General features: G+C 45.6%; 16 protein-coding genes and 1 tRNA gene. 10 read left to right on the top strand and 7 right to left on the bottom strand.

The genetic code is table 11. The features are described 5' to 3' along the window. The first annotated feature begins 25 nt into the window (after positions 1 to 25). Positions 26 to 1264 (top strand): voltage-gated chloride channel family protein, encoded by a 1239-nt coding sequence (locus DVG78_RS07755; protein ID WP_114460525.1) that lies wholly within the window; start codon positions 26 to 28, stop codon positions 1262 to 1264. A gap of 7 nt (positions 1265 to 1271) precedes the next feature. On the opposite strand, the gene DVG78_RS07750 is transcribed toward DVG78_RS07755, so the two are convergent. The 4 genes from DVG78_RS07750 to DVG78_RS07735 form a co-directional block, all read right to left on the bottom strand. Further along, entirely contained in the window at positions 1272 to 2138 is an 867-nt protein-coding gene (locus DVG78_RS07750) for a DUF4249 family protein (protein WP_114460524.1), read from the bottom strand. A 41-nt stretch (positions 2139 to 2179) separates the two neighbouring features. Beyond that, positions 2180 to 4942, bottom strand: a complete 2763-nt coding sequence (locus tag DVG78_RS07745) for a carboxypeptidase-like regulatory domain-containing protein (protein WP_114460523.1) — start codon at positions 4940 to 4942, stop codon at positions 2180 to 2182. A 21-nt stretch (positions 4943 to 4963) separates the two neighbouring features. Next, positions 4964 to 5446, bottom strand: coding sequence for a hypothetical protein (locus DVG78_RS07740; protein WP_114460522.1), 483 nt, complete (start codon positions 5444 to 5446; stop codon positions 4964 to 4966). Between the two features lie 130 nt (positions 5447 to 5576). After that, entirely contained in the window at positions 5577 to 6200 is a 624-nt protein-coding gene (locus DVG78_RS07735) for a PepSY-like domain-containing protein (RefSeq protein WP_114460521.1), read from the bottom strand. A gap of 203 nt (positions 6201 to 6403) precedes the next feature. On the opposite strand from DVG78_RS07735, the gene DVG78_RS07730 reads away from it, so the two are divergent. From DVG78_RS07730 to DVG78_RS07720, 3 genes are all read left to right on the top strand, one after another. Continuing rightward, complete coding sequence (locus DVG78_RS07730; RefSeq protein WP_114460520.1) at positions 6404 to 7000, top strand: RNA polymerase sigma factor; 597 nt, start codon at positions 6404 to 6406, stop codon at positions 6998 to 7000. A 71-nt stretch (positions 7001 to 7071) separates the two neighbouring features. Beyond that, the gene (locus DVG78_RS07725; protein WP_114460519.1) at positions 7072 to 8664 is read left to right on the top strand and encodes a hypothetical protein; all 1593 of its coding nucleotides are present in this window, start codon (positions 7072 to 7074) and stop codon (positions 8662 to 8664) included. A gap of 102 nt (positions 8665 to 8766) precedes the next feature. Next, positions 8767 to 9555 carry a Rossmann-like and DUF2520 domain-containing protein gene (locus DVG78_RS07720; protein WP_114460518.1) on the top strand — a complete coding sequence of 263 codons (789 nt, stop codon included), beginning with the start codon at positions 8767 to 8769 and terminating at the stop codon, positions 9553 to 9555. 7 nt (positions 9556 to 9562) lie between these two features. Here DVG78_RS07720 and DVG78_RS07715 read toward each other — a convergent pair whose 3' ends face one another. Next, entirely contained in the window at positions 9563 to 10090 is a 528-nt protein-coding gene (locus tag DVG78_RS07715; RefSeq protein ID WP_114066555.1) for a CvpA family protein, read from the bottom strand. Positions 10091 to 10098: 8 nt separating this feature from the next. Then, a complete protein-coding gene (locus DVG78_RS07710; RefSeq protein ID WP_114460517.1) occupies positions 10099 to 10545 on the bottom strand; it encodes a GatB/YqeY domain-containing protein in 447 nt (148 codons plus the stop codon). 136 nt (positions 10546 to 10681) lie between these two features. On the opposite strand from DVG78_RS07710, the gene DVG78_RS07705 reads away from it, so the two are divergent. From DVG78_RS07705 to DVG78_RS07695, 3 genes are all read left to right on the top strand, one after another. After that, positions 10682 to 10758, top strand: a tRNA-His gene (locus DVG78_RS07705). A gap of 177 nt (positions 10759 to 10935) precedes the next feature. Continuing rightward, positions 10936 to 11607 (top strand): carotenoid biosynthesis protein, encoded by a 672-nt coding sequence (locus tag DVG78_RS07700; protein ID WP_114460516.1) that lies wholly within the window; start codon positions 10936 to 10938, stop codon positions 11605 to 11607. 174 nt (positions 11608 to 11781) lie between these two features. Next, entirely contained in the window at positions 11782 to 12657 is an 876-nt protein-coding gene (locus DVG78_RS07695) for a MerR family transcriptional regulator (protein WP_114460515.1), read from the top strand. On the opposite strand, the gene rfaD is transcribed toward DVG78_RS07695, so the two are convergent. After that, positions 12654 to 13619, bottom strand: coding sequence for an ADP-glyceromanno-heptose 6-epimerase (gene rfaD, locus DVG78_RS07690; RefSeq protein WP_114460514.1), 966 nt, complete (start codon positions 13617 to 13619; stop codon positions 12654 to 12656). The genes DVG78_RS07695 and rfaD overlap by 4 nt on opposite strands. Before the next feature lie 266 nt (positions 13620 to 13885). Here rfaD and DVG78_RS07685 point away from each other — a divergent pair, with 266 nt between their 5' ends. The 3 genes from DVG78_RS07685 to lpxB are packed head-to-tail and all read left to right on the top strand — an operon-like array spanning position 13886 to position 17196. Next, a complete protein-coding gene (locus DVG78_RS07685; RefSeq protein WP_114460513.1) occupies positions 13886 to 14305 on the top strand; it encodes a 6-pyruvoyl trahydropterin synthase family protein in 420 nt (139 codons plus the stop codon). A 42-nt stretch (positions 14306 to 14347) separates the two neighbouring features. Further along, positions 14348 to 16081 carry a hypothetical protein gene (locus DVG78_RS07680; protein WP_114460512.1) on the top strand — a complete coding sequence of 578 codons (1734 nt, stop codon included), beginning with the start codon at positions 14348 to 14350 and terminating at the stop codon, positions 16079 to 16081. Further along, positions 16078 to 17196 (top strand): lipid-A-disaccharide synthase, encoded by a 1119-nt coding sequence (gene lpxB, locus DVG78_RS07675; RefSeq protein WP_114460511.1) that lies wholly within the window; start codon positions 16078 to 16080, stop codon positions 17194 to 17196. Before DVG78_RS07680 ends, lpxB begins: the two co-directional genes overlap by 4 nt. The last annotated feature ends 16 nt before the right edge of the window (positions 17197 to 17212 follow it).

Here is a 17212-nt window from a genome sequence, read left to right as displayed (position 1 = left end):
CTCATTTTACCTTGTCTCGGCACGAATGACTGAACCCACTCCCTCTCCTTATTCAAAAATAGCACAATTCTCCACCGTTGTTTTTGTCGCAAAATGGCTATTTATGTCGTTGATAGTAGGCATTTTAGCGGGTTCGGCGTCGGCTTTCTTTCTGGTTTCGTTGAATTGGGTCACCGATTGGCGCGAATCACATCAATGGATTATCTGGTTGCTTCCACTCGGCGGCTTCATTGTCGGTGCTACTTACCATTATTTTGGGCAGGAAGTAGTCAAAGGAAACAATCAATTGATTGAAGAATTTCACAGTCCCAAACAAATCATTCCGCTCAAAATGGCCCCTTTGGTGCTTTTCGGCACACTCGTAACCCACTTTTTTGGGGGTTCAGCGGGACGCGAAGGTACGGCAGTGCAAATGGGCGGAGCCATTGCCGATCAGTTTAGCAAATTGTTCAAATTCTCGCCTCATGACCGCCGCATTGTCTTAATCATCGGAATCAGTGCGGGGTTTGCGTCGGTTTTCGGTACCCCACTTGCAGGAACAGTCTTTGCGTTGGAAGTATTGATTGTGGGCAGAATGCGCTACGAAGCCCTTTTACCAAGTTTATTAACGGCACTCATCGCCGATTATACCTGCCACGCCTGGAACGTAGCCCATACGCACTACGCCATTCCGTACGTGCCAATGCTGCACGCCGACACGCTTTTATGGAGTATTTTGGCGGGTATTTTATTCGGTTTGACCGCGTTGGCATTCTCCAAAACGGTGCATTTTTGGGGCACTTTTTTTAAGTCAAAAATCGCCTACCCTCCCCTGCGGCCCGTTCTGGGCGGCGTTGTGATTGCGGTAGCCGTATGGGCTTTAGGCACCACCAAATACATCGGCTTGGGCATTCCGACGATTGTGGCTTCTTTTCAGCAGGAATTGCCCGCCTACGATTTTCTCCTCAAACTACTTTTCACCACCTTCACGTTGGGGGCAGGCTTTAAGGGCGGCGAAGTCACGCCAATGTTTTTTATTGGAGCGGCCCTCGGCAACGCACTATCGCTATTTATTCCCCTACCCATGGCGCTTTTGGCGGGAATGGGGTTTGTGGCGGTCTTTTCGGGCGCGACCAATACCCCCATTGCCTGCACTTTGATGGGCATTGAGCTTTTTGGTGCTGATTGCGGTGTTTTTGTCGGACTTGCCTGCGTTGTGGCGTTCCTCTTTTCGGGCCATTCAGGGATTTATAGCTCGCAGGTCGTAGAGGGTTCTAAACACTAAAAAATTGCTAATACTTATTTACCGTAAACAGCAGTGTATCAGCATTTACCCCCGTAAAAACCCCCAATCCGTTGGTGATTGCGGTGGGTGGCGTGCTAATGTTTTGGGTCGTCGTTCCTGCCGACCGGTACAACGCCGCGTAGTCTGGATTGAGTCGATACAGCACGGCATAATGTTTCCCGAAATACTGAAACGATTGGGGCTGAATGTTTGAGACGGTAGCGGTGGTAGGCTCATTGTTAAACCGCCGATTGATAAACCGAAACGGATTCGTAGCAGTTGTATCTGTCGGTAAAATCACGATGGATTCAGGATTTGCTTCTGTGTTGATAAACGCAATAAAATGGTACTCCCCGTTGGGATTGTCCCAAGTAGCTTCAATGGGCGTGCGGTCTTCCTGAAAACCACCCGGCCCGCCAAAGCCCCCGCTACCTAAATTGATTTGGGTACGATTCACAAAGTTTTTACTCAAGGTAAAACCCGTCGGTCGCGTAGGAATCTCCGTAGTGGCCGAAATCGGCAGGCCATTATAGGTAAAATCCAAAGTGTAAGTCAATCCAAATTTGACCAATTCAGTACTTTTGGAAACGTACCGCCCTTCCCCTACAGACTCCAACTTAAAGATACTTCCATCGCTTACTTTTATTTGGATGGCTTGACCGTCAATCGGGCGGGACAAAGAATCGGCGGCATCTGCCGACTCAGAATACCCAATCACGGTCATCAGAGTCAAACTAATGGGTTTGCCTGGCGCTAAAAATGCCTCAATTACGGGTTTTTCTACCGAACTGATTACCGTATTGGTTTCAGTACAACTAACTAATAAACAGACACTTCCTAAGACAATTACGAGCGTTTGTATATACTTTTTCATTATTTTCAACAATTAATAGACGACTGATGATGAACTGATTACTAACGCAATTTCCAACTGATGGTAATGTTGGGCGTAAACCCTAAATAATTGACGTTGGTAGTTTGAAGCACACTCTCATCGCCTTCGGTGATTACTTCAAACCGTTTGTACCAGACGTTTTTGCGGTTGTACAGGTTAAACACCGACAGCCCCACACTCCCCCAACGGGCATTGTAAGTAGCGGAAATATCCAAACGGTTATAGGATGAAAAACGACTGGCGTTTTTGTCGGAAGGCATCGTAAACGACCGAACAGAACCGTCCAAAAGGTTGATTTGATACGCCCCCACAATCGAAGTATATGGACGCCCCGAAGAGATGATTTGCGTAAGGGCAAAATCTATGTTTTTCCAGCGATAAGAGCCGATAAACTTAAACTGGTGTCGCACATCTTGGTCGGAATAATAGGGCCGCTCCGAAAAAATGGTCACATCCCGAACCGCTTCGGAGAGCGTGTATCCTACCCATCCGTTGAATTTACCAAATTTACGCTGAATCAGCACGTCCATTCCCCGGACGGTCTCATCGCCGTTAAAAAACGTTTCTTGTACGCTCAGGCCTTGGCGAATCTGCGGCACAAAACGCAGCGTATATTCCGTAATCCCTACGTTGTTTTTTTGATAGAGTTCAACATCCACCAAATACTCTCTGAATTCATAACTTCCGCCCAAAATCAGGTGGTTGGACTTCGTTACAGGCAACGCGTCGCCATCGGCCAACAGCCAATAACTGCGGTTGCCTTGCGTCAAATCTTCACGATTGATTTGTTTGGCAAATTGATAATAGCGCCCCAAGGCCATTTTGAGTTTTACGCGCTCGTTCAACGCATAGGTTGCGCTCAATCTCGGCTCCACGTACCATTTTTTCGTCACATCAAAATAGTTGGCCCGAATACCCGGTTTGATTAACAATTTGGTGTCCAACAACCGAATCTGGTCCTGTAAATAAAATGAAGTGATGGTTCCCTTATCGTTTTTGCTCAACACATTCACAGTGTCATTTTGGACGTAATTATAATGAATGGTGTTGGCCGTGGCATGAACCCCGAACTCCAGTTGGTTGTGGGGAGTAAGTTTATATTCAAAATCTATTTTAGCCGTAAAATCTTTTAAATCATTGGTTTCCACCTGACCGATATTAATATTTCGGGTGGTCGCGACGGTGCTATCGGTGGCAGGTATGGTATTGACTACGCTCCGGGTATTGTCGCGATTACTGTAAAAATTGGAGTAACTCACCAGCATATTGCTGTAAAGCTTATCGTTCCAGCGCCTCGACCACTTCACACTGCTGCCCAAATTCCCCCACGCAGACACGTCGTTGGTGGAGGTAGAGGCCCCGAAGATAGTTTGTCGCCCAAAATTGAAAGATGACGCCGACGAATTATCCATCTTGTCGGTACCGTTATAAAGGCTCCACGTGACGATGTCTTTCTTCGAAAGGTTCCAAGTAAGTTTGGCGTTTAGGTCATAAAAATAAGATTTTGCGGTTTGGTCTTGCGTGGCATTGTTTCCAAAACGCCCCGGTCCACCGGGCCGGCCGCCAAATCCCGGCTGGGTTACATTTGTCTGACGCTCTGATGTAAACGTACTGAATATTTTCTCGTACAGGGCACCCTGATACGAGCGCCGCGCCGCAATCAACAGCGTTGTTTTCTTGTTGAGGGGCGTTTCAATGAAGCCATTCATGCTCAACAAACTCAGGTCGGCTCCCATGTTAAACTGGTTCTTATTGCCGTCTTTACCCGTAATTTCGGCCACTGCCGAAATCCTCCCCCCAAATTTGGCATCAAAACCACCCTTATATAACTGTATATCTTTGAGGGCGTTGTAATTAAAAGCGGAGAAAAACCCAAATAAGTGGTCAACGTGATAGACCGTAAAACCATCGTACAAAACCAGCGTCTGGTCGGGCGTGCCACCGCGCACGTACAAACCCGACGAGGATTCGTTGGAAGCACTCACGCCGGGCATCAATTGGAAGGCTCTAAAAGGGTCCCGTTCGCCAATATTGGGCAACTTTGCCAAGTTCTTGGGCGTCATTTTTATCATCCCCACGATTTCATTGGCCTTCAACACTTCGGTTTTTTCACCCATGACCATGACCTCTTCCAACTCCTGTTCACCGGGTTCGATTTCGATGACGAAATTTTGCAGGGGTGTCTGCGGCGAAAGATGCACGGTGGCATTTTTGTAACCTACATAACTGACCAAGATTGTTACGGTATCTGAGGGTACTTTTAGGAGTGTATAATATCCGTCCACGTTGGTCTGCACGCCAATTTTACTGCCCAACACCGCTACAGTCGCGAACGGCATACTTTCGTTGGTTTTTCGTTCAACGACCTTGCCCATCAACGTAAAATCGGTGCGGGTTGGCTGCCCCCGATACCGCGTATCAAATTCTTTACGGGCGTTTTGGAGTACCTGCGTTGCCGTTTTAGGCACAATCTGAATGACGTTGGCATCATCAATGTAAAACGTCAGGTCTTTGGTTTCTTTCAGCGTTCCTTTGATACCATCCAACAACTTGGTATTATCAAACCAATACGAAACACGGTACTTTTTCAACAGCTCAACATTGTAACCAATCTTGAATTTGTATTTTTTCTGCAAATCTGCAATGACCTCATTCAGCGGTTTATTGTTATAAAACTCATCTTTGATAATCATCGCCGCTACTGAATCAGCGGGGGTTGTTAAGGTTTGGGCGTGGGAAATCAGCCCCGCCATCACGAGGAGGATGGGTAGAAATTTTCTCATAAGTCGATAGGTATAGCCTTTTTATAAACTTTTGGTAGCTGCTATTTTCACCGTTACCTGAACGGTATTCCCCGATTCATCCGTATCAGGATAAGTCTCTTCGAGGGATAAGTTTCCATTGCCAATTTGGCCCACTGATATGCCCGCATTCAGCATTTCAAAATTGCCGTTTCCGAGCGCTTTAAGCTCAATACTGTCGTAAGTATCGTTGTAGGTTTGCATGGCTCCAGTGCTATCGCGCTGAGAGATGCTGAGTACCAAAGTGAGCGTGCTTGCGGCTTTTTTGGCTACATCAAACGAAATCGCAACGTTTTCCTTGATTAGGGTATTGGTTAGGTCAATGCTTTGGGCTACGCCATTGATGGATTCAGAATAAGTGGTGGCAGCATAAGCCCCAATGACCTGATCGGCGGGGTCTGGTTCGACCTCATTGTTGGTACAACCAGAGAAGATAAGCATAAGCGCCAATGCGCTGATTGACAGAATACTTGTGAAAGTTTTCATAACTAAAAATCGGGAAGATTGGTTGTGATAAAAAATCAAACTGAGAATGGTGGGAATAAAGAAAAAGAAGCAGATAAAATCTCCTCATTCGGGGGGAATGACCGCCCAAAATGAGGAGATAAATCAATGATTACTTACCATGCTTTGAGCGTTTGCCTTCTCCTTCAGGATGGGCAGGAGGGGTGGTTGCCTCAATAAATGCGCCGTCGGCGGCAAATTTTAATACTTTAACGGCAGTATCCAATTTGACCGCCACGTAAAATTCTCCCGCTTCATTCGTGCCGGCTTTCTTTATTTCATAGCCTGCATAGTTGGCGGTGATGTAGGTCGTGATGGCCGCTGGCAAAGCTGCTGTTTCTACCTTTGTCAATTTGGCGCCTTTACCGTATTTTTCAAGGGCTTTGTTGAAAGTACCGTCGGCATTAAAGAGCAATCCTTTTGATGTACCATCCGCCAATTTAAGGCCTACCACAATCTTACCTTCTGTGTCTTTTCCAGCAAACTGAATTTCAGCCCCTGCATAGTTGGTGGTGATATATGTGGTGATTGCAGCGGGCAAATCAGCGGCGGCTACTTCGGTCAATTTACCTTTGCATTTTTGTTTGGTAACGGTATCCGTCACTGCCGCACTGCGCGCCGCCGACAGTTCGACCATTTCGGTCAAATCCTCATCTACGGCATTGACTTCGTCGCGGTTACAGCTCACTAAAAACAATCCAAACAGCGCAAACAGGATAACAAGTGATTTTTTCATGGTTTTCTTAAAATTAGTTAAAAACGATTGATTTCAGAGAGCATTACGCTGGGATATTCAGGAGTGTGGCATAAAAAATCAATTATTTTTGAAGAAAAATAAATACGTACATTGCTGCAACGCACGGCATTTACGGCGCGTATTACGGGTATGTGGTAATTGTATAAAGAGCAGCTAATCACCATCCAAAAAACGCTACAACCTTGTTTTTTAGAAAGAAAACCAACTTTACGGAAGATGACCTAGAAGACGTCATTCGAGCGTGTCTGAACAACGACGGGCGCGCGCAGCGAATGCTTTTTCAACAGTTTTTCGGGTATGCAAAAGGCATAAGTCTGCGGTATTCGTCGTCGATGGAAGAAGCCGAAGAAATCCTGAATGAAAGCTTTTTAAAAGTTTTCCAGCACCTCGACCGCTACGACCTGAACCAACCCTTCAAAGCTTGGCTGAGAACCATCGTGGTCAACACCGCCATCAGCTATTACCGTAAGAATCAGAAGTTTCACGGAGAAATTGGGTTAGACAATATCCACGAACCTTCGATTGACGAATCGGTCATTGATCAGATTTCGGCCGAGGAGATTTTGGCCTTGGTGCAACAGTTGAAGCCCATTTATCGTACAGTATTTACGATGCACGTTGTCGATGGCTATCAGCTCCGCGAAATTGCCGATGTACTCAATTTTAACGAAGCAACCGTACGCTCCCATTTTGCTAGGGCCCGTACGCGGCTTCAGGAACTGGTCAAACAATCGTACCCTTTCTTTGCGGAAGGCAATGCCGACCAGAAATTTAAGTAGGCACCATAATCATTTGTTGCATTGGCAACCATACACAAAAAACTAAGCGCAGTTGCGCACAAAAACAAACAATGAAACCCGAGAAATTTGACGAAGCTATACGCCGAAAGTTAGAAGGGATTCAACCCAGTTTTCAGGAAGAAGATTGGGCGAAATTTAAGGCGTTCAAAAACACCCATGCCCCCGTTTCGTTTGTACAGCGATTCGGGCGCTCGATGCTCTACACGGCGGCCAGCGTGGCGGCGGCAGTGATGGTATTCGCGAATGTATACCAATACCGACAAAATCGGCAATTAGACCAACAGGTTGCCAAATTAAAAACGCAGCTCGGCCAAAAAGAAGATGCCCCCGTGCGAACTTCAACGCGGGTCGATACGGTATACATTACCAAATACATTTCTGTCGAATCCAACCAACCTCAACCTGACGCCTATGCCCAAACTTTACCTCAATCGAATGAAAATGAACTGTCGAACGATGGCATAGCTCCTGACGAGGCCGCGCCTATCGCTGGAGGGCTAAAAAATGTCGGCAAGATTATTCGGCAGAACCCCAATGAACGCATCAGCGAAGCCTTTGAGCGGCCAACAAATGCTGACCCAGAAGCAACGGAACTCAAAGAATCAACTCCAACGTTGGAAAATGAACCACCTGCCAAACCCGTGAGAAATGCGCTCAAAGAGAAAAACACAAACAGCACGTTTTCGAAAGAAACCGCAGGCAGTACTCCACGAACGTTGAAATCACAAACAACGGTGGCGCAGTCGGGCAGCGTGAACAACCAAAAAAACGCCCCAAAACTGGAACAATCAGGCATCATCAATGAGGCAACTGAACCAACAACGCCCGTTGAGACCGCCAACAACGCGTTGACCCGCCAAATTGAGCTGTCACCATTGGAGCCAAACCAAGCCGAAGAATTGGACGGAGTGCAACCCGCCGAAATTCACGTAAAACGCTACGCTTATGCGGCATTACCGAGCAAATCGGCTCCCGCTACAGCCACAAATAAGGCAAAGACCACGCCACCTCCACCGTCCATTTCGTTGCGGAATGTCCGCTTTCGTGTGGGAGGAGGTTTGAATATCGGTGATAAATACACGGGCTACGGCCTCATGACTAGTGTTTTATTGGGTAAATACTGGAGTCTTGACGTGGGTCTTGCCAAGGCAAAAATCACGGGTCCGCAGTATTTTACGGAAGATATTTTTAAGGAAAAAACAGGACGTCCGTTCCAAACCTGGCACAAATCTGACGACGTACGCCCTCCTTTTATGCCTCCGCAGGTGTTTGACATCAAGACCGACGTCACCCTTCTACGCCTTCCCATCAGCCTAACGTATCGTTGGCCCATCAAAGATGGTTTTACCCTTCTTTTTTCGGGAGGAACCAACCTCAATCTAACGGCTCAGCAGTGCTATCGTTATTTTTATAAAGAGCGCAACGGTGAGTTTAAGGAAAAAGAAGGCAATTTCAGTATCAAACCAGCGGTTTCCAATGATATTATGATTGCCACGGGAGTCGAAAAACAGTGGCGGAGTTTAGCTTTTCAGGTGGAAGCCTACGCCGCGCCTTACCTCCAAAAGCCCTCCTACCTCTCCGATAACCGCAACCTTGGGGTACGATTTAAAGTTTTGTATCAGTTTGGCAAAAAGCAAATCTAAGTACGTATTTCCTGCCTAATCAACCCAAAGACCCGTCTGGCTACGTAGCCGACGGGTTATTTTTTTATCTTTGACGGTCACTCTGTTTTCCTGTAACTTACTATGCGAATTTCATTTGTCGGGGCTGGCAACGTAGCCTGGCATTTAGCACAGGCGCTTGAACATGCCGGCCACCATATTGTAGAGGTTTTCAGTCGCGATACCCGCAACGCCCGCCGTTTGGTCAATAAATTGTACGACACCACGGTAGTACCTGATTTGGACTTTGCCGAAAGTGCCGCCGAGCTCATCATTTTGGCCGTGGCCGACGACGCACTCGACGAGGTCATGCAGCGTCTGGTGTTGCCAGAAGAATGCATTCTTGTGCATACCTCAGGCACCAAAACCCTGGAAGAACTCGAACGTTTGGTCGGTATTTATAGCGATGTCCCCGCCCATACGGGGGTATTTTATCCACTTCAGACCTTCAGTAGAGAAGTGCCCATTCAGTTTACGGAAGTACCGCTTTGCATTGAAGCCACTGAGCCTGCTACGGAATCCATCCTTATCAAATTGGCGCAAGACCTCAGCAACGTGGTGTATATCATGAGCTCCGAAGAACGGGCCATTATGCACGTAGCGGCAGTGTTTGCCTGCAACTTCACCAACCATCTTTTTGCCATTTCAAAACGAATGCTAGACGCTGAGCATCTGGAATTCGATTTATTGAAACCCCTCATTCGTGAAACCGTCCGAAAAGCCCTGGAAGCCCCCGATCCCGCCATGGTCCAGACGGGCCCAGCGCGGCGCGGCGATCATCAAATCATCGAACGACATTTAGATTACCTTGAGCGTTATCCCGCTTATCAAGGTTTATACGAAGTATTGACCGAAAGTATCATGAAAAAGTAGACGCGCATTAACCATCGCCTCTTCCCCATTCGCGAATCAAATTTCCACCTACCGGAATCCAGTCTGAGATTACACTGATGATTTGGGGCGCAATAGGAACGGTATAGTCATACAGAAAGCTTTCCATGCGGTACTTGGGTGGTATTTGAATGCCTACGGTGCTCAATAGCCAAAAGAAAACACTGATGCCAAACACCCAAGTAAAGATACCCACGGCCGCACCCGCGAGGTTGTCGAGCGTACCGAGCAAGGTATAACGTAGCATAGAGCGCATCGAATACCCTAGGCGATTGACCATAAAAACGGTCGGGAAGAAAATAACGGAAAAACCAACAAAAGGCAGAAATCGTCTTACCAGTTCTGCAGTAAGATAAGGTGCCAGCAGGTCGGTTCCGAAGCGTAGAAACTTAAATCCTACAATCATGGCTATCACAAAGGCAGCCACTCCCACAATTTCAATCAGGAGACCTTTGCGATAGCCATTAAACGCCCCCCAAGCAAGGGGAATAATAATCAATAAATCTAATGTGTTCATTCGAAAACTTAGGCCAACAAACTCTTCACTAACGTCTGCACTACCTTTCCGTCGGTTTGCCCTGCCAGTTCTTTCATAGCGAGGCCCATTACTTTGCCCATGTCAGATGGGGCTTTTGCACCTACGCGGTCAATAATTTCCTGTAGTTTGGCTTTTACCTCGTCTTCGGTGAGTTGTTTTGGCAAATATTTTTCGATGACCGCAATTTCAGCGATTTCTTTTTCGAGCAAATCAGGACGATTTTGCTGCTCATAAATGGCGGCTGAGTCACGGCGTTGTTTAGCGGCCTTCGTTAGCAGCTTCAATTCATCATCGGCGCTGATTCCGTTGGCTCCTTCTTTGGTTTCTTCCAATAAAATTAACGACTTAATGGCCCTTAATGCCCGCAACGTATCCTGATTTTTGTCGCGCATGGCTTGTTTGATGTCTTCGTCTATGCGTTGTTTGAGTGACATATCTATTTGTAAATTAGAACATTAGTAATTCAGCACGTTTTTTACGCACTATAATTCATTCGCAAATCTACAAAAAAACGCGGTAAGGCTTGGATTATTTAAAAGGAGTTTGCTATCTTTGCAGCCTGAAAACACGGAGGTTGTAGCTCAGTCGGTTAGAGCGTCGGATTGTGGTTCCGAAGGCCGCGGGTTCGAGCCCCGTCTTCCTCCCCAAATAAAACTTTCAGATTGTGGTTGCGAAAGCAACGAGTTCGAGTCGCAACGGCGAACCGTCGCAGCAGCGAACCGTCCCGTCTTTCTCCCTTCTCAAAAATCCTGGTGCATTGCACCGGGATTTTTTGTTTTGTATATTTCTAAAAACATTTTTCCTTTCTATCGGTTCAAAATGGTATGTATTCTTATTTAAGCCAACTTCGCTCTCCAGCTGGCCAACGCGTTATTTTTATTGTGTTGCCACTCATGCACTTAGCCGGTTTTATCGGGTTACAGTTTCCGCCAACGCAAGCGCTTTTTAAGGCACTGGTCCCTTTTCACCTGCTGAGTTCATTGGGGCTATTGTTACTTTTTCATACCGACTGGAACAAAAATATGTTTATTTTTTGCGCAGTGGCTTACTTTGTTGGATTTATGATTGAAGCTTTGGGTGTGCATACGGGTCTTATTTTCGGTCAATACCATTATGGCGCAACCTTGGGTTGGAAATTCATCGAAATTCCTTTGGTAATCGGGGCAAATTGGCTTGTCCTTATCTATTGCGCGGGTATTATCGCAAATACGTGGAATCAAGCTCCATTGACCAAAGCACTCCTGGCCGCAATGGTGGTGGTAGCGCTAGATATTTTAATTGAACCCGTTGCCATCCGATTGGATTTCTGGCAGTGGGCAAACAATACTGTGCCTCTACAAAACTATGTAGCTTGGTATGTGGTTGCGTTTGGTCTATTGTGGTTGTTTTACAAACTTCCATTTCACAAACAAAACCGATTGGCGGGCTTGTTACTAATATGCCAATTTGCTTTTTTTTTATCCCACAACGCAGCTTATTTTATTGAAAAACAATAATTTAAAACATTTTTAAGCACAGGTAGTTCTACAAATGACGGTACTCTTTGGCACTTTTAAAGACATTACCGAAAACCATTACAGCCTTTTCAGTTTTCAGTCATTATTATAACTACTTTTCAGCTCAATTGTGGAAGCAGCTATCAATCATTTTGGTAAATTTTAAAGCAGACGATGAGCAACTATTCTATCCGAGATTTAGAACAGCTTTCTGGAATCAAAGCACACACGCTGCGTATCTGGGAGCAACGCTATAACATCATTCAGCCCAAACGTACGGATACCAACATTCGTATGTATGACGACCACGACCTTAAATTAGTCCTCAATATCTCGTTGCTCAAAGACCACGGGTTCAAAATATCTGAGATTTCGAAATTACCGCTTGACGAAATGGCCAAAGAAGTCATTGCCATTTCGGACAAAAAATTAAATTATCCTGACCAAATTCACGCCCTGACCATTTCAATGATTGATTTGGACGAAGAGCGTTTTGAGAAAATCATCAGTACCAATTTCCTGCAATTTGGGTTTGAGAATACAATGCTCAATATTATTTATCCTTTTTTGAGCCGTGTCGGAACCCTCTGGATGACTGGCTCCATCGGGCCCGCCCAAGAACACTTTATGAGCAACCTCATTCGCCAAAAAGTAATTGTGGCAATTGATGGGCAGGTGATTAAACACCGCCCCGACGTTAAGAAGTTTTTGTTGTACTTACCCGAAGGAGAATTGCACGAAATCGGACTGCTTTTTGCAACCTACGTGATTCGTTCGCGCAACCACAAAGTGATTTATTTGGGGCAGACGCTACCGTTCAGTGAATTGATTTTTGCCCACGAGGTACACAAACCCGATTTTATTTTCTCTATACTCACTTCAGTACCTGCCAACGAAGAGGTACAACCCTACGTTGACAGGCTATGCAGTCAGTTTCCTGAGACTCAAATTTTATTGACGGGTTATCAAGTAGTGGGTCAGGACATTCAAACGGGCCCCAACGCCGCTATTATCAACAAAACCGAAGATTTAGTAGATTATCTTCATTAATAGTATTTATCAACCATCAAATAATTCTGAACGTAGTCTTTCACGCCTTCTTCGAGGGTGTGAAAAGGCTTTGTGTAGCCAATAGAACGGAGTTTGTTCATGTTGGCTTGGGTAAAATACTGGTACTTGTCGCGGATATCGGCGGGGGTATCCACAAAATTAATTTGGGGTTCTATGCCCATTGCCTCAAAGGTATTGGTCGCTAAGTCCACAAACGTCCGCGCTTTTCCACTTCCCAGATTATAAATACCAGAGTTTCGACGATGGTGCATCAAAAACGAACAAACCTCTACCACGTCTTTTACGTACACAAAATCCCGCATCTGCTCTCCATCCTTAAAATCAGGATGATGAGATTTGAACAAACGCATCTGTTTGGTGTCTTTGATTTGGTGATAGGCATGAAAAATAACCGAAGCCATTCGGCCTTTGTGGTATTCGTTGGGCCCGTATACGTTGAAAAACTTCAACCCTGCCCAGAAAAAAGGCTTTTTTTCTTGCTGCAATGCCCAATTATCAAAATCATTTTTTGACTCTCCATAAGGATTGAGCGGCTTCAATTTAGGAATCTGCAACTCATTGTCGTCGTAGCCCAATTCGCCCAAACCATACGTAGCCGCCGAAGAAGCATACACCAGCGGGATTTGATAATCAATGCACTTTTGCCAAATTTTCTGCGAATAGCGTACGTTCAGCTCGTCAAAGACCGCATAGTCAAATTCGGTAGTATCTGTGCGTGCTCCAATGTGAAAAATAAACTCTACTTCGTAGTAATTTTGGTCTAGCCATTCAAAAAACGACTCGCGTTCGACCCGTTCCTGAATCTTTTTTCCGTCTAAATTGTGCGATTTTTCAATCTTCGAAAAATCATCAACTGCAATTATAAAATTGAAGTTTTCTTCGTTGAGCTTACTGATAAGACAGCTTCCGATAAAGCCCGCAGCCCCCGTGACAATAATCATACTGATAGCTTATGATAAGGCGTTTAACTAGTGGGTTTCAAATGGTTGGTACAGTAAAAATACCTAGTAAAATATTTACAAAGGTATATAATAATTTGAACAAAAAAACAGTTAAAATTCGTGGAATAAATTGTACTTTTTAAATAAAAACAACTCCTTTATAAAGAACTTTCGGAAACGAGTTTTTGGTCGTAATTTTGTCGGAAATTAATACTGAAAAGTAAAGGCAGCGGGCTACTTGGCTTACTGCATATTCTTAAATTTATATGGTGTACGTAACACGTAAAGAACATTTCAACGCTGCTCACCGGGTTTATAACCCGAGTTGGTCGGATGAAAAAAACACGGAAGTATTTGGGATTTGTGCCAATCCAAACTTTCATGGGCACAATTTTGAACTGCTAGTGACCGTCAAAGGAAAAATCAATCCCGATACTGGCTTTGTGGTAGATATGAAATTGCTGGGCAATCTGATGAAAACCGCCGTTATTGATAAAGTGGATCACAGGAATCTCAACCTAGACGTTGATTTTATGCAGGGAATCATTCCAAGTTGTGAAAACTTCATTGTGGAAATTTGGAACGTTTTGGAAAAAGGCTTGACCGAGCTCGCCCCCAATACAAAACTGCATTATCTTAAATTGATTGAAACTCCCAAAAATTTTGTAGAGTATTACGGAGAATAACGTATTGTCAATCACGTTTTTTGCCAATTTAAGCCATCCATTTTGAACAAGTCCATCCTTCCTATTTCGTTCCTAACGGCCGCTTTGGTCATCGTAGGGGTTTACATATATTATATAAATCTTTACGCAGTCAACATTCCTATCACGGACGACTATGACTTGGTCCGGGTCAAATATATGCTGTTGACCAATGATTTTTCTCTTTGGCAAAAAATACAGCTTTTATTAGAGCCAGAAAACGACCACCGGATACTTGTGCCCCGTTCGATAGCGCTCTGCGTCTATGCCATTAAAGGATACATTGACTACCGAACCCTCATCTGGATTGTCAACGGAAGCTTAATGGGAATCTTGGGCTTTTGGTTCATTAGTTTTCTAAAAAGGGGATTTGTGGCGGGGTACTTTATTCCGGTATTGCTCTGGTATCTTACTCCTTTTGTGTTTGATGTAACCCTTTGGGGCATCAACGGTATGCAGCATACGACATTGAATTTGTTGGTTTTTGCCACTTTTTATCTTTTGGCTTACCATCCTGCGGCGGTTCCAACCCTTTTTGCGTTTGTTTTGGCTTTTGCCGCCACGTTTACCAACGGGAACGGTTTTTTGGTCTTTCCGGCGGGCCTTACGATGCTGCTTTTGGCCAAAGAGCGCACCAAAAGTTTGTGGTGGAGCGTCGGCATGGTGGCAGCACTATTGGCATATTTTCTTAATTACAGCGTAGGGCAAGCAACCAAAGTGACGATTTCGGGTGAATTCATTCAAAATCTCATCGTAAGTTTTGCGGCCCTGTCGGGCGGATGGTTGGCGGCCTTTAAAGGGTCGAATCAAGACTTTTTGCTTTGGGGAGCGTTTGGTATTGGACTGATAACCTTACTCTCACTGGTCATTTGGCTGACGCTCAACACGCTTTTTTCGCCCCCAAAACCCGTCAAAAACAAGCCCTATTTTTGGGTGGGAATCTTTGTATTTTCGGTGTTAACCATCGGTATTATTGCCGTTTCGCGGGGCGGACGAGATGTGTATTCTGTATTTACCAGTCGTTATAGCCTCTATCCTTTGCACCTGCTGACGCTCGTTTACGTGATGCTGTTGGTCTGGAAACCCGTTTCGCGGGCGTGGATTTCGGGCGTGGCCGCCGCCTTTGGTCTGACCTTTGCGGTGGCAAGTGTGTATCAATACCAAATCGACGTTGACGTTCGTCGCCGTAGTCTCGTGGCCGACCATTATAACTGGCGACAACACCACAAACTCATTACGCATTTCCGGAGCGAATTGGCCGACTTTTTTACGCAACCCGCTTACAAAAAAGGCATCTATCGCTTTGCTGATTCGCCTTTGGCTGCGGCGGAGCCTTCCCTAGCCCAACCAGTGGATACCACTTCTCTCCAGCCATTCCAACTGACATTGAACAGCACTTCAAAGCCCGTTGATTTTTTTGGACATCCACAAACAGTTTGGCAATTTACGCTTGAAAACAACGATTGTCCTCAACCCGGATTGGGGAAAGGAAATGGGGTGTTTATTGTTCTAAAATCTCGTCAAAATACCACTTACGTGTTGCCCACTTGGCCGAGTCAGGCGGGGAAAAAGCAGTTTTTGGCCCGCGGAGAACTCTATCGGCCCGGTTTTAAAGTAACGCTGTACAACGAGAACTTTCGACCGGACGATTATCAAATCGGCATTTTGTATTCCACCAAAGAAGGCAATAAACTTCAATACACTTCCAACGTGCTTCGGGTCGATTCCCTTCGCGCTCAACTCCTGACCCGCCCATGAAATACTACCTCATTGCGGGCGAACGCTCGGGCGACTTACACGGCAGCAACCTCATCAAAGCCATCAAACAACACGACCCCGAAGCCGAGTTTAGGGCGTGGGGCGGTGATATGATGCAGGCCGCTGGCGCAACGCTGGTGAAGCACTATGCCGAAATGGCGTTTATGGGTTTTTGGGAAGTCGCCAAGAACTTGGGTACCATCTCAGGTTTTTTGAAAGCGTGCAAAGCCGACCTCCTCTCCTACCAACCCGACGTTCTGATATTAATTGATTACGCAGGTTTCAACATGCGGATGGCTCGTTTTGCCCACGAAAACGGCTTCCAGACATTCTACTACATTTCCCCAAAAGTATGGGCGTGGAACCAAAACCGCGCTTTGAAACTCAAACATGATGTTGACAAACTGTTTGTCATTTTTCCGTTTGAAAAAGCCTTTTTCAAACGTTTTGACTACGAGGTAGACTACGTTGGCAATCCACTTTTTGATGCCATTGCCGATTTTACCCCCAATCCTAATTTCTTGGTTGAAAATAAACTCGACCCTCAAAAGCCCGTCATTGCGTTATTGCCTGGCAGCCGTCGGCAGGAAGTGGAGCAAATGTTGACGCTCATGACTTCTACCAAACCTCAGTTTTCTGAGTATCAATACGTGATTGCGGGCGTAAGTAATTTACCGAATGAACTTTATGAACCTTTTGAAAAAGAAGGCATTAAACGCGTAACGGACGACGCTTACAATTTGCTTTCAGTGGCCACGGCGGCACTGGTCACTTCGGGTACGGCTACCCTCGAAACGGCTCTTTTTGAAGTTCCACAGGTAGTTTGCTATAAAACGGGTGCGCTCAGTTATCTGATTGCCAAGAATTTGATTCGTGTCCCTTACATTTCACTGGTCAATCTTGTGGCCGAAAAAGAAGCCGTAAAAGAACTGATTCAGAACGATTTAACATCACAACATCTGACGGAAGAACTACGGGCGGTGCTACCCAAGGGCGCGCGCCGCGAAGCCCAACTTCAGGATTATCGACACGTAAAAGCACTTTTGGGTGAAAAAGGGGCTTCCGAAAAAACGGGTGAATTGATGGTGAAATATTTAAAAGAAGCCAAAAAATAAAGTCCACGCGATTTAC

Source organism: Runella aurantiaca (assembly GCF_003339505.1).
Classification (GTDB): domain Bacteria; phylum Bacteroidota; class Bacteroidia; order Cytophagales; family Spirosomataceae; genus Runella; species Runella aurantiaca.
Note: the sequence above shows the minus strand (reverse complement) of the source record. Positions and strands in the feature narration are given on the sequence as shown.